This window comes from Microtetraspora malaysiensis, assembly GCF_050947145.1.
Taxonomy (GTDB): Bacteria; Actinomycetota; Actinomycetes; order Streptosporangiales; family Streptosporangiaceae; genus Microtetraspora_A; species Microtetraspora_A malaysiensis.
The window spans coordinates 2017110-2029969 of sequence record NZ_CP191998.1 but is presented as its reverse complement, the minus strand read 5'-3'; the positions used below and the strand labels follow the sequence as shown (position 1 = coordinate 2029969).

General features: G+C 70.5%; 10 protein-coding genes and 1 tRNA gene. 3 read left to right on the top strand and 8 right to left on the bottom strand.

Annotated features, from left to right (window positions below; all coding sequences use genetic code 11):
* Positions 1-72 precede the first annotated feature (72 nt).
* The 3 genes from ACQP1V_RS09880 to ACQP1V_RS09870 all read right to left on the bottom strand — a co-directional run bounded on the left by ACQP1V_RS09880 (position 73) and on the right by ACQP1V_RS09870 (position 3129).
* Positions 73-1074 carry a DUF418 domain-containing protein gene (locus ACQP1V_RS09880; protein ID WP_433421189.1) on the bottom strand — a complete coding sequence of 334 codons (1002 nt, stop codon included), beginning with the start codon at positions 1072-1074 and terminating at the stop codon, positions 73-75.
* 109 nt (positions 1075-1183) lie between these two features.
* Positions 1184-1837 (bottom strand): response regulator, encoded by a 654-nt coding sequence (locus ACQP1V_RS09875; protein WP_433425798.1) that lies wholly within the window; start codon positions 1835-1837, stop codon positions 1184-1186.
* 68 nt (positions 1838-1905) lie between these two features.
* Positions 1906-3129 carry a sensor histidine kinase gene (locus tag ACQP1V_RS09870; protein ID WP_433421187.1) on the bottom strand — a complete coding sequence of 408 codons (1224 nt, stop codon included), beginning with the start codon at positions 3127-3129 and terminating at the stop codon, positions 1906-1908.
* On the opposite strand from ACQP1V_RS09870, the gene ACQP1V_RS09865 reads away from it, so the two are divergent.
* Positions 3121-3321, top strand: coding sequence for a hypothetical protein (locus tag ACQP1V_RS09865; protein WP_433421184.1), 201 nt, complete (start codon positions 3121-3123; stop codon positions 3319-3321). The two genes, ACQP1V_RS09870 and ACQP1V_RS09865, sit on opposite strands and share 9 nt — an antisense overlap.
* Positions 3322-3379: 58 nt before the next feature.
* Here the strand turns inward: ACQP1V_RS09865 and ACQP1V_RS09860 are convergent.
* The 5 genes from ACQP1V_RS09860 to ACQP1V_RS09840 form a co-directional block, all read right to left on the bottom strand.
* Positions 3380-3455 (bottom strand) — tRNA-Lys (locus tag ACQP1V_RS09860).
* A 180-nt stretch (positions 3456-3635) separates the two neighbouring features.
* Positions 3636-4538, bottom strand: a complete 903-nt coding sequence (locus ACQP1V_RS09855; protein ID WP_433421181.1) for an HNH endonuclease — start codon at positions 4536-4538, stop codon at positions 3636-3638.
* A gap of 157 nt (positions 4539-4695) precedes the next feature.
* Positions 4696-5412 (bottom strand): restriction endonuclease, encoded by a 717-nt coding sequence (locus ACQP1V_RS09850; protein WP_433421179.1) that lies wholly within the window; start codon positions 5410-5412, stop codon positions 4696-4698.
* A gap of 138 nt (positions 5413-5550) precedes the next feature.
* Positions 5551-5781 carry a hypothetical protein gene (locus ACQP1V_RS09845; protein ID WP_433421176.1) on the bottom strand — a complete coding sequence of 77 codons (231 nt, stop codon included), beginning with the start codon at positions 5779-5781 and terminating at the stop codon, positions 5551-5553.
* On the bottom strand, positions 5782-6336 hold the full coding sequence (locus ACQP1V_RS09840; RefSeq protein WP_433421173.1) for a DUF402 domain-containing protein: 555 nt from the start codon (positions 6334-6336) through the stop codon (positions 5782-5784).
* Positions 6337-6645: 309 nt separating this feature from the next.
* Here ACQP1V_RS09840 and ACQP1V_RS09835 point away from each other — a divergent pair, with 309 nt between their 5' ends.
* Entirely contained in the window at positions 6646-8220 is a 1575-nt protein-coding gene (locus ACQP1V_RS09835) for a hypothetical protein (RefSeq protein WP_433421170.1), read from the top strand.
* A gap of 4 nt (positions 8221-8224) precedes the next feature.
* Positions 8225-12760 (top strand): DEAD/DEAH box helicase, encoded by a 4536-nt coding sequence (locus tag ACQP1V_RS09830; protein WP_433421168.1) that lies wholly within the window; start codon positions 8225-8227, stop codon positions 12758-12760.
* Positions 12761-12860 lie beyond the last annotated feature (100 nt).

Genomic DNA, 12860 nt, shown 5'->3' with positions numbered 1-12860 from the left:
GAACCCGGTCAGCAGCTCGTCGCTGAGCTGGCACGCGTTCCGCGGGTGAGCCCTCGGGCCGGGCTGGGGCGTTCAGCGGTGGTTGGGGACGCGCTCCCACCATGTGACGCAGCGCAGGCACCACTCGGCGGGGCCGTAGCGGAATCGGGCCAGCCACCAGCGGCTGAAGAGCGTCTGGACGACGAGGATGGCTAGGGCGAGGACCATGGTGGTTCCCCAGTGGAGGGACTCTCGCAGGCCGAGTACCGGTACGGTCGCGACGGCGAGGAGCGTGGCCGTCAGGTAGTTGGTGAGCGCCATGCGGCCGAGCGGTTCGAGGACGGCGGACAGGGCCGGGCCCACCGGGGTGCGCAGCAGGAGGAGCAGGGCGAGGGCGTAGGCGAGAGCGGTCACCAGCCCGGCACCGGCGGCGACGCGGGTGGCGTGGGCGTCAGTGGGGTCTATGGCGTTCTGCCACCAGGTCGCCGCCACGGCGGCGGGCGCGATCACGGCGAACGCGGCCGCGAGCCGCCCGGTGCTGTGGCCGAGGACGCGGGGGATGCCCAGGCGGGCCACTCCGAGACCGAGCAGGAAGAGGCCCGGAATGGTGGCGAGGCCGCCCGACACGAGCGTCACGGAGGCGAGGGTGATGCCGGCGCCGGCCACCAGGACGAGCGGGGTCGGCAGCCAGGTGGCGGGCAGCAGGACGATCAGCCCGTAGATCGCGTACGGCGTCAGCGCCTCACCCGGCTGGAGCATCTGGTGTGCCGCCCCGAGGATGCCGAGCGCGATCAGGCGGCGGACGAGGAGCAGCCGTGGCCGGTCCGAGCGGCGTGCGGCGCCGTCGAGGAAGAGGGCGAAGCTGATGCCGAAGAGGAAGGAGAAGATGGGGAAGAAGCGCCCCTCGACGATCAGGTCCAGGGCGTGTCGGATGGGGTGGGGCTCGCCGAGGCGCGGCCCGAAGGTCAGCCGGGCGATCGACGGGAGGTTGACCAGGAGGATGCCGCAGAGGGCGAATCCGCGGACGGCGTCGAGTGCTCGGATGCGGGACGCGGCTGGTGATGCCGTGGGCGGGGCGGTGGTGATCTGCTGCATGCCACCACGGTCGGTCAGCGGGGGCGGTCGGGGCCTCGGCCATTCGGCCGATGCCGGCCCACGTCCCTCGGCCGTTCGGCCGAGGGACGTGGGCCGGCATCGCGCGCGCTCAGCGGGAGTGGACCGCTCCCGTTTCCCATGCCCAGGCCGCGATCTCGACGCGGCTGCGGGCGCCCAGTTTGGTCTGGATGCTCCCGAGGTGCGTCTTGACGGTTCCGAGTGAGACGTACAGCTCCTGGCAGATCTCCTGGTTGGTCCGCCCCCGGGCCACGAGCCTGGCGACGTCCATCTCCCGGTCCGTGAGCGGGTGCGCGGAGCCGCCGCCCCTACCGGGCAGGGAGCCCGTGTACTGCCCGAGCCGTTCCAGGAGGCGCACCGTCACCGAGGGGGAGACCAGCGCGTCACCGCGGGCCGCCGCCCGGACCGCCTCCACCAGCAGGCCGGGGCCGGCGTCCTTGAGCAGGAAACCGCAGGCCCCGCCCTGGAGTGCGCCGTAGACGTAGTCGTCCTGGTCGAAGGTGGTCACCACCACGACCCGCAGCGGATCGGCGGCGTCCGGACCGGCGAGGATGCGGGTCACGTCCAGGCCGTCGAGTTTCGGCATCCGGACGTCCACCAGGCACACGTCGGGTCGCAGGCGCCGGGCGGCCTCCACGCATGCCGCGCCGTCGGCGGCCTCGGCGATCACCTCGATGTCCGGCTGGGTTTCGAGGATCAGCCGGAAGCCGGCGCGGACCATCTCCTGGTCGTCGGCGATGAGCACACGGATGGCCTGCGACGAGGCGGCGTACGTGGCCGGGCGGGGTTCGGGGGCGGACTGCGGGGTTGTGCTCACAGCTCCGATCGTGCCATGCCGGGGCCCGGCCCCTCGGTGGGCCCGCGGTCCAGGACGGGGAACCGCGCGGCCGTCTCCCAGCCGCCCTCGGCGGTGGGGCCGGCGGTGAGTGAGCCGCCGACCGCCTCGGCGCGTTCCCGCAGGCCCACCAGCCCGAAGCCGCCGCGCCCGCCCGTGGGCGCCCCGCCCCGCCCGGCCGGCGGCCGGTTCCGTACCTGCACGGCCAGCTGCCCCTGGCGCAGGCCGATGTCTACGGTCACCGCGTGCGCCCCGGGGGCGTGCCGGCGCACATTGGTCAGGGCCTCCTGCACCACCCGCCGGACGGAGGTCTCCACCTCCGGTGCGAGACGGGCGCGACGGGCGGCGGCGTCGATGCGGACGGTGACGTCCGGGCCGCCGCGCCGGGAGAAATCGGCGGCCAGGTCGGCCAGCCCCGCGTACAGCTCGCCGGGACGGACGGCGCGCCCCTCCTCCTCACGCAGCACCCGCACCAGGCGGCGCATCGAGTCCAGGGTCTCCAGCCCCGCCCTCTCGATGCCGAGCAGCATCGTGTCGACCTGCTCGGGGGCGGTCTCGCGGATGGTCCGGGCGGCCTGGGCCTGGACGACGATGCCGGTCACATGGTGGGCCACGACATCGTGGAGGTCACGGGCCAGCTCCAGCCGTTCGCCCTGGCGCACGGCGGCGACAGCACGGGCGCGGCGGGCGTCCAGTGCGCGGAGGTAGCAGCCGAGACCGAGGGCCGCGCCGACGCTCAGGGTGAGCAGGAAGGCGAACGTCGCGGTGTCGCCGTGGTGGCTCTGGCGCAGCGGGGCGGCGATCACCGCGGAGCCGAGGGCGGCGCACAGGGCGACGGCGGCGGCCGGCGGCTCGGCGCGACGGGCGGTGACCGCGAGCAGCACCAGGAGCGCCCCGCTCTCCAGCAGACCCCACGAGCCGGTGACGCCGTGGCCGGGGAGGACCAGCACGGCGGTCACCGCCCAGGAACCCGCCGCGACGACCGCCGCACGGCTCCGTAGGGTGAACCGCTCTGCGGGCACCAGCACCAGCGTGGCGAACACCGGCCCGACGGCGAGCAGGACGAAGTCCGCCACGTTGTGCCTGTTGCCGGTCAGCGGCAGGAAGCTCACCCAGTCGAACAGCCAGAACAGGGCGAGAGCCAGATACAACGCGCCGACGGCCGTCCACTGCGCGCGGCGCGGGAAGGGAAGATGTTCCACATCGGCAGGCTACGGAAGCACCGGGCCGCCGCGAGTCGGCCGAACGGCCGGGCCCGGAAACTTCTGGCGCTCGCCGACCCTGACGACATCCACACCCTGAACCAGATCACCGTCGTTACGCAAACAAGATCACGACAGATGAGCAACCACGGAGCAACCATCATGATCGCGATGGAGCGCGGGGCGCACTGAGACGATCGCCAAATGAAGAAAGCCCAGGTCAGATGTAACGACCTGGGCTTCTTGCACGTGCGCCGCCAGGGACTCGAACCCCGGACCCGCTGATTAAGAGTCAGCGGTTCGCCCTGTCACTCCGTGTCGGCCGCCGTCACGCCGCACCAATTGATGCCGATCAGTACAGCAATCGCCCGGTTCGCGTACCGCTCGATGCCGTGCCCTGACACCACGTTCCACGGCATCCGAGCAACCACCGAGCAACCACCCAATCCGACACGCGTGGAGTTCCCGCATTCTCCAGAAACCGCCCGCGGGGCCAGACAGCGGCCCTAACCCGCGCTACGGAATCGCTCGTACCGCTCTTCGACCAGCTCCGGGGCGGGCCTGTCCGCGCGGCGCCGCGGGAGCACTAGGGGGACGTTGTTCATCTCCTGCAGCCCGTGTTTGAGCATCGGCCCGTCGATCTCCTGCAGGATGTCGGCGCGTACCTCGATGGTGTAGTCGGGGCGGATGCCGAGGATGTTCTGATCGTAGGCGGCATGGTGGATCTTGCACAGAGCCAGGCCGTTGGAGATCGCGGGGACACCACGGGCGTCGCGGTCGGGGATGATGTGCGCGGCGTCCAGCAGTGAACGGTGGCGAAGGCGGCACATCGCACAGCTGGTCTCATACGCCTGGATCACCCTCTGCCGGAAGACCGGCTGGTGAAGTCGCTGCCGGGTGATCCGTTCGGAATAACGACGCTCAATCAAGCTCACCGGACCGCCCACAGGCACGTGCCGCTGGGCCTCATCCAACGCAACCGCGACCTGGGACAGCCTCTCGTCGACGGCGACGATCCAGACCGGGAAGAACGGCAGATACAGGCCCCGCTGAACGCCGAAGAACCACATCAGGGGCACACCGAGTTCGTGGGCGCGCCGCAGGCCGACGTTCGTGTAGTGCCCGAGGTTGCCCTGGAACTTGTAGCGCAGCAGCCCGTCCTCGCCGACCGCGTCTTCATACGGAGCGCAAGCGCCGTCGGAGGTGTAGGTCGTCAGTATCGACAGCGCGGCTGTGAGGCCCCCAGGTTTGCGGATGCCGAGTTGGTTGTCTATGAGCGGAAAGGTCCGGCCCTCGAACTGGAAGCCCAGCAACTCGTCCCGGCGGACCACCGGATCCTCGGCCGTGCACCGCTGCCGCAGCCAGGCCATCGACGCGGCGCGGATACGGCTGTCCAGGTCGTCACCCAACGACATGATCACATCGGTGTTCTACACCTACGGCCGGCTCGTCCACCAGAGGTCTTCAGGCCCCCGGCCAAGAAGCTGTGCAGGACGCTCGGCGGCCGTATGGTGAGTCTGTCGTCCACTGTCCCGGACGGCCACTCAGCGACGGGCAGGTGATGGCCTATTCTCCGAGTGCTCCGCCGAGGCCGAGATCGTCCCCGGCGGACGGCACGACCGGGCGACGCGGAGATCGAAGGCCAGCCCGTACGCGGGCGGCCGGGGCGAGAACGAAGGAGCCAGTCAGCCAGGCGGCAAGCTGGGCGCGATCAATAAGGATCAGGTCCGTGCCCGCCGCGCACTGCCTGGCGGGGACCGTGAACTTCGCCGTGGTGACGAGGACGCCGCGATGGCCGGGATAGGCGTGCAGGGCGCCAAGAAGGTTGCGCACCTCGGGCGAGCCAACCGAGTTGGTCCACCTCTTGCACTGGACGACGAAGCGGTCCCCGGTAGGCGCAACTCCAACGACGTCGACACCGCCGTCACCGCTGCCGCCGACCCGGTGCACCTTGTGGAAGCCCTCGCGCCGGAGCAGGGCCTCGACGAGGGCTTCGAACTGACCGCCAGTCATTCGATCGGCCTTCTCAAGGCGGGCGTTGTCCCTCAGCCACTCCTGCCGCCGGGCCTCGATCCTCCGAGATCGCAGCACCAACGCTCCGATGACGCTGGCCACCGACACGATCGTGATTCCGATGACCAGCGGCCAGTTGGCGGTGATGAGCTCGATGAGCCATTTGGCCACCACGACCAGGGTGATCGCGGCGACCAGCCATAAGAACCAGTCGGCGTTGTTCCTGCGCCGCCGTGATCGTCGCCGGGCTGGGGTACGTCTTCGTGCCATCGGGGTCTCCGGGGAAGCTGGGGAGTTGCCGTCCACTCTGACTGTGTGGACTGACAATTTCCGCGAACCCGGTACTCATGTGACAGATGGTGCGGAAGTTCTCCAACTCCCCGCCGGCAACTGCTCCGATGCGGAGCCTTACTGACTCCGGGTACGCCAGATGGTGATGACGCTGCCGCCGCTCGCGGCGACCCTGACCAGTTCCCCGAAGCTCTGCAGCATCGGCAGGGGCCGCCCGTGATCGAGCCGAGGGTGCAGGTCGGCAGGGCCGTACCGATGGCGGGAGCCGTCTCCGGTCGCTCTGCATGGCAGCCGGTAAGACGGCGTGGCCGCGAGCCGGTAAAAGCGGCTGATCGGTTCGGTGGACATCTAGGTTCCCGGTAGATCGGGCGGCAGCATGGGCAGCGGCCACATGGGATTGATCTTCCAAGAGTCCGCGAACGGTCCCCGCCGCTCGTCGATCAACCCCATCACCTGATCGCGGGCTTCCTGAACCGCGCGGTGCTCTGCGTCGCCGATGACGCCCAGGCGGCGGCCCTGCCGATATTCGTCTTCGTCCTTCCACTGATAACCGGACAGATCCGGTTCCACCACCAGGTCCAGCAACAGGTCGAAGGTGTCAATCCCCCACTCGGTACGCCGGTAGGGACGCTGGAAGTTCACGTACCACCGCAGCAGACGGTGCTCCGGATCGAAGAACTGCCCGATCCCGAAGTAGTCCCCGACCTGCTGGCTACTCACCCAGAGCGTGTCGCGCCAGGTCCACCTACCGAGTCGCCACCGGCCAGAGACGAGGTCGGCGGTCATCCGATCCCGCTCGGCGGGATCTCCGGTCTCCAGCGAGGCGATCCACGTACAAGGCGCCAGGCTCACGATCCCCGGCCAGTACGCGAGGGTGATCCGATCCCCGTCGTCCGCCAGCACCCGATGAGGCGAGGCCGTCCAGACCTTCTCCCGGAAGACATCCCGGCGAACCACCGTCTCGCCCTCATCGAAACGCGACTTGATCACAGCCATGTGCAGCTCCAGTTCTCACACCCCGTCACGGTGGCCGCTCTCCGAACTGCGCGGCACAAGCAGCGCCCGTTTCGGCATGCAGGGCGGCACACCAGCTCACGGCACACCAGCTCACGGCACGCCGAATCGACCAGCGAGCGCCCGCACGGGCATGCGGCGCGATCGACTCAGTACGCTGGACGGCGACGTCCCTCCTCGCGCAGGTGTTGCAGATCCATGCCCGACCGCCAGACCTTCGACGCATCGGCCCTCCTCGACCTACTCGAGCGGTCGTGGGGTGCACAGCTGCGACGGGTGTCGCTGGTCATCGAAGCCGATGTGCCCGAGGAGACGATCAAGGCGGCTGCCGACGCGCTGGGCACGGCCTACCGGCGACTCGGCCATCAGGAGCTTGCCACCCGCTGGCCCGCGTGCGTCGTGGTGAGCCTCGCCGGAATCGCCGCCCGCCATGATCCGGACAGCCCGTTCTGGCCCCACTGGTGGGCGGCCACCCGCCATCGGGGGAGCCCGAGTAGGTGGGGTGCCGCGTTCCTGAACGCGTTGCGCGCCTTCGGTCTGCCCGCCGATCGGGACGCCAAGCAGTCGATCATGACGCATGCTGGTTTCGGCACCTCGGCTTCCGGCGATAAGGGCGAGGCTCCGCCGCTCCATCTCGACCCCTTCGGGCAGGGGATCCAGTGTGCCGGCGCGCCACTGCCCCGCCCCACGGAGGAGACCATGCTCGTCTTCGCCGAAGACGGACGACATCTGCCCGCGGACCTTCCTCCTCGGCCGGTCTGGATCGTCCACCCCCGAGACCGCGAGCCGGCCGCGGACGTCCCACTCCGGACACTCGCCGAAAGCCTGCTCCCCCTCGGCTGGGAGGGCTGGCGGCTCGCACAGGTCGACCTGGGGGATGCGGCCTGGCTGGCGCTGACGGACGGGCCGCGCCGTACGGTCAGGAAACGGTCCAGGCCACGACTGTCGGCCTGCCGGCCCGTCCCCGGCGTGACCACACCGGACGGCTCCGCCGTACTGTCCTCTCCTCCCGCTCTGTGGCTGCCGAAGGGGGACTGGACGGTCACGGTGGAGCGTGCCGGCACTCACCCGGATGGTCCCGCCGACCACGCCGATCTCTGGGCGCGGCTGCCACGGCCGCTGCTCGGCACGTTCATCGTCACCGTCAAAACCCCGGGCGGCCAGGCGACCCGGGAGACCGTGACAATCGCGGAAGGGCTGGAGGTGCGCTATGAGCCGCCGGTCCGGCTCTTCGACGACGAGGGCCTGATGCCGTCGGACGTCTCATTCGCCGCGGAGCCCGGCTTGACGGTGACGCCTCAGGCGCTGGCCTTCGCCTCGCGCGAGCATCTGCGCCGGATCACCTGCGTCGCCTCCGGCCAGCTCATGGACCTCGTCGTCACCCCGCCGCACATGCGGGTACGGACCGGAGGGGAATGGCACACCGCTCCGGTCCACCTCACCAGGGCCGCCGTGGAGGCAATGGAGACGCTCCGGCTGGACATCCCCGGCATCCGGGAGCGGCTTCCCATCGAAGTCGTCGCCGAATCCGCCGACGAAAGCAGCGGTGACGCCGCCGCCGAAAACGGGAGGGGCGGAAGGACCGTGCAGGTGTTGACCCCGCACACGCGTGGCGACTATCCATTGCGACGGGTGCTGGACACCCTGGACGCGAGTCTGGACACGCACGGGAACGCCGCCCTGATGGTCAGAGTGGGCGGGCATATCGTGCCACTGGCCTTCATCTCCCCCGGAGAGCGACATGTCCCCGATCCATGGCTCTGCAACGATTGACGGCATGGATCCTCTCGCGACCGGCGCGCTCATCACCGGCACCTACCGGCGCTACCTACGTTCGCTGCTGCCGGTGCGGGATCCCGGGATCGCCGCGGCCCTGGCCGCTGAGGTGGCGGCGAGCCCGCTGTTGACCAAGGGGCCGTTGCTGGAGGCCACCCCGCCCTACCGGACCGGGGCGACCCTGCGCGAGCTGATCGGCGAAGGTGTCCTCGATCCGGCCTTCGCCGCGCTCACCGGACCCGCGCTCCCGGCGGACCGTCCGCTCTACCTGCATCAGGAGCAGGCGCTCCGCAAGGCGGCCACGGGACGGAACCTGGTGGTGGCCACCGGCACGGGCTCGGGCAAGACGGAGAGCTTCCTGCTGCCCGTCCTGTCCTTCCTCACCGCGCAGCAGACGCGCGGTGAGCTCGGACCCGGAGTGCGCGCACTGCTGCTTTACCCGATGAACGCTCTGGCCAACGACCAGCTCAAGCGTTTGCGAGATCTCCTCGCCGCGGTGCCGTCCATCACATTCGGCCGGTACACCGGGGACACCCCGGAAAGCGCCCGTCAGGGCGCCGCGCTGTTCGAGGAGCTTCACCCAGGTACGCCCCGGCTCCCCAACGAACTGCTGAGCCGGGAGGAGATGCGGGCAGCTCCCCCTCACCTGCTGCTGACGAACTACGCGATGCTGGAGTACCTGTTGCTCCGGCCGGCCGACCTGGAGCTCTTCGAGAAGCAGGACACCTGGCGGTTCGTGATCCTGGACGAGGCGCACGTCTATGACGGGGCTCGTGCGGAGGAACTTGGCATGCTGCTACGGCGGCTGCGCGACCGGGTCGCACGCGGACGGACCCTTCAGTCCATCGCGACCAGCGCCACGGTCGGTGACCAGCCGAGCGCCGTAATGGAGTTCGCGAGCCGGTTGTTCGACTCCCCCTTCGAGTGGGTACCCGGCGACCCCGCGCGGCAGGATCTGGTGAGCGCGGCACGGGTGGACATGCCGTCCGGTCCCTTCTGGGGTCCGCTCACCGCCGAGGAATATCGCAAGCTCGCGGTGCACGAGGACCCGGGAAACGAGCTGGTCCGGCGCTCCGGTCTGCCCGACGCCGGTACGGCTCTCGCCCACGAGCACGCCATGGCGACCCTGCGGGGCACGCTGTCCCGGGGGCCCCGGCCGTTCGCCGAGCTCGCCCGGTTGCTCTTCGGCGGGCAGGACGCCCCAGAGGAGGGTCTGGCAGCGCTGATCGCCGTGAGCGGTTCGGCGCTGTCGGCCCGATACCACCTGTTCGCTCGTGCCACCGAGGGTGCGTTCACCTGCCTCACCCCTGCCGGCCCGCATGTCTCGCTGGCACGCCGCGAGGTCTGTACGGCATGCGCCGGCGTCATGTTCGAGTTCGGGGCCTGCAAACGGTGCGGAGCGGTCCATCTGATCGGCACGGTGGAGCACGCCTCCGGCGGGCAGGTGTTCAGCCCGCGGGCGACCAAGGTCGATACACGGGTCTGGCTGCTGCTCGGCGACAGCCCGAACGTCACCGACGAGGACGACGAGACGCTGGAGGCCCTACCGGAGACCGAGGCGCAGGACGCGGTCCTGTGCGGCACGTGCGGGGCGCTGCGTGCCGGACCGGCCGGCGCGTGCTGCGACGCGCCCCATCCACGGCCGGTGCGACGGCTCGCCTCCACGGCCGACTCACCCAGCGGCTGTTTGGCCTGCGGCGCCCGGGGCACAGGCATGATCCGCCAGTTCGAGAGCGGAAACGAGGCCGCGGCGGCCGTCCTGGCCACGACCCTCTATCAGGCGCTCAGCCCGATGCCCGAGCAGGAGGACCGTCCAGGTGGCGGGCGCAAGCTGCTCACCTTCAGCGACAGCCGCCAAGCCGCCGCGTACTTCGCCCCGTACCTGGAGTCGAGCTACGGCCAGATCCAGCAGCGGCGGCTGATCCTCGCCGGTCTCCGGCGAGCTTGCGCCCGGGACGACGACGCCACGGTGGACGACGTAGTGGACGAGGTGGTCAGGGCCGCGGGGGAGGCCGGGGTGTTCGAACGGCGGACCTCCCGGCAGCAGCGGCGCCGCGAGGTGGCCCTGTGGGTGATGCGGGAACTCGTCGCGATGGACGAACGCCAGTCCCTGGAAGGGCTGGGTTTGATGCGGGTGGAACTGGACCGGGATCCAGGCTGGCGGCTGCCGGCGCCGCTGCTGGAGTTGGGCCTCACCGAGCGGGAGTGCTGGCTGCTCCTGGCCGAGCTGGCCCACTCGCTGCGCCGGCAGGGCGTGCTGAGCATGCCGGAGGAGGTCGATCCGCGTGACGAACTGTTCGATCCGCGCCGTGGTCCGATCTACGTCCGCGGCGACGGCGCCGAAGCCAGGCTGAAGGTACTGAGCTGGCTGCCGACCCGTGGCGTCAACCGGCGGCTCGACTACCTGAGCCGGGTCCTCGCCGCCCTCGGCTCCGACGCGGACGCCCGTGAGACCCTGGACGGCTGCTGGAAACTCCTCACCTCGCTGCGGGATGGCTGGCTGGCCTCGGCCGCCCTGCCCAGGCTCGGCCGGGTCCACCAGATGGATCACACCTGGCTGAAGCTGTCCCCCGTCACCCGGATCCATCGCTGCGACCTGTGCCACCGAGTCGGCGCGGACGCGCTGCGCGGGGTCTGCCCGACACTCGGCTGCCGGGGGGTCCTCGGCCCGGCGGAGCCGGACGCCGACGACCACCATCGGGTGCTCTATCAGGAGATGACACCTGTTCCGCTGCTGGCCCGGGAGCACACCGCCCAGTGGACCGGTCTGGAGGCCGCCGACATCCAGCAGCGGTTCCTGCGCGGCGAGCTCAACGTGCTGTCCTGCTCCACCACGTTCGAACTCGGCGTGGACGTCGGTGAACTGCAGGCGGTGATGCTGCGCAACATGCCACCGACCACGGCCAACTACATCCAGCGGGCCGGGCGGGCCGGGCGGCGGGCCGATTCGGCCGCGCTCGTGCTGACCTATGCCCAGCGGCGCTCGCACGACCTGTCGCGTTATCAGGAGCCGGAGACGATGATCTCCGGCCAGGTGCGGGCACCGTATGTGCCGCTGGGCAACGACCGGATCGACCGGCGGCATGCCCACTCGGTGGCGCTCGCGGCCTTCTTCCGGCACGCGAAGGAGACCTCGGGCACGGTCTGGAAGACCGCCGGCGACTTCTTCCTCTCCGGCGGGACGCCCCAGGTCAGGGCGTTTCTCACCCCGGTCCCCGCCGACGTGCTCGCCTCGCTGCGGCGGGTGCTCCCCCCGCCGGTCGCCGCCACTCTGGGGGTGGAGACGGGCGCGTGGGTGAACGTGCTGTGTGATCTCCTGGAACAGGTACGCCTGGAGCTCGCCCAGGACATCGAGGCGTTCGAGGAGCGCCGTCAGGAGGCGTTCGCGCAGCGCCGCAGCGACCTCGCCGCCCGTTACGAGCGTACGGTCAACACGCTGACCCGGCGCCCCCTGATCGGCTTCCTCGCCAACCGGAACGTGCTCCCGAAGTACGGCTTCCCGGTGGACAGTGTGGAGCTGCGCACCGCGCACTGCGACAGCCAGGTAGGAGCCCGCTTGGAGCTCAGTCGCGACCTGTCCTCGGCGATCTACGAGTACGCTCCCGGCTCCGAGGTGGTCGCCGGCGGCGTGCTCTGGCGTTCGGCGGGGGTCTACCGGCTGCCCGGGCGTGAGCTGATCAGCAGGTACTACACGGTCTGCCGTTCCTGCCAGCACTATCGGGAGGGTGACCGGACGTTGGAGGCGGCCTGCCCCGCCTGCGGCAGTCCCGGCGACGGGCCGCTGCGGCAGTACTACGTACCGGAGTTCGGCTTCGTCGCCGACCCGCGTACCGCCAAACCGTCCGGGGCCCCGCCGAAGACCTCCTGGCGCGGTGCCACACACGTCGTCTCCCTGGGCGAGGAGCTGGCCGAACGGCACTGGGCGGCGCCGAGCCATGCCTCCGTCTGGTGCCGTTCCGGTTCCCGGGGACGGCTGGTCGTCCTGTCCGAGGGAACCTCCGGCAGCGGGTTCCTGATCTGCGACTGGTGCGGCTGGGGTACCGCCAACGTCGGCAAGACGGCGAAGTCACATGTCAACCCACTACGCCGGGCGGCGTGCACCGGACCTCTGCGCTGGCGCTCCCTGGCGCACAGTTACGAGACCGACATCCTGGAACTGCGCCTCGACGCACCCGGCGTGACCGGTTCCGGGCAGTTGCGGTCCGCCCTGTACGCCCTGCTCGAAGGTGCCGCCGAGGGGTTGGAGATCAGCAGGAACGACGTGGACGGAGTGATCAACCCCGGCTCGGACGGCCGGACGGGCCTGGTGATCTTCGACACGGTGCCGGGAGGCGCGGGCAGCGCACTGCGGATCGCGGAGGCGCTCGACGTGGTCACCGCCGCGGCCCTGCGCCGGGTCGCCTCCTGCGACTGCGGGGCGGAGACCTCCTGCTACGGCTGCCTGCGCACCCGGCGAAACGAGCGCTACCACGACCAGCTCAGCCGTGAGGCGGCCCTGCGCGTGCTCACCGCGGTGACCCCGCTGACCCTGATGTGAGAACTCCGGGCGGCGGAGCAGGACAGCCTCCGGAACGGCACGTTCCGTCGCCGGCATGCGGCATCCTGGATGGCATTCACCTGTCGCGGCCCCAGCGGAT

What these genes read in the sequence shown, in the direction of transcription:
- ACQP1V_RS09850 (WP_433421179.1), bottom strand. Translation starts at nt 5,412, where the DNA reads ATGGCACGAAGACGTACCCCAGCCCGGCGACGATCACGGCGGCGCAGG.
- ACQP1V_RS09835 (WP_433421170.1), top strand. Translation starts at nt 6,646, where the DNA reads ATGCCCGACCGCCAGACCTTCGACGCATCGGCCCTCCTCGACCTACTC.
- ACQP1V_RS09865 (WP_433421184.1), top strand. Translation starts at nt 3,121, where the DNA reads ATGTTCCACATCGGCAGGCTACGGAAGCACCGGGCCGCCGCGAGTCGG.
- ACQP1V_RS09880 (WP_433421189.1), bottom strand. Translation starts at nt 1,074, where the DNA reads ATGCAGCAGATCACCACCGCCCCGCCCACGGCATCACCAGCCGCGTCC.
- ACQP1V_RS09830 (WP_433421168.1), top strand. Translation starts at nt 8,225, where the DNA reads ATGGATCCTCTCGCGACCGGCGCGCTCATCACCGGCACCTACCGGCGC.
- ACQP1V_RS09845 (WP_433421176.1), bottom strand. Translation starts at nt 5,781, where the DNA reads ATGTCCACCGAACCGATCAGCCGCTTTTACCGGCTCGCGGCCACGCCG.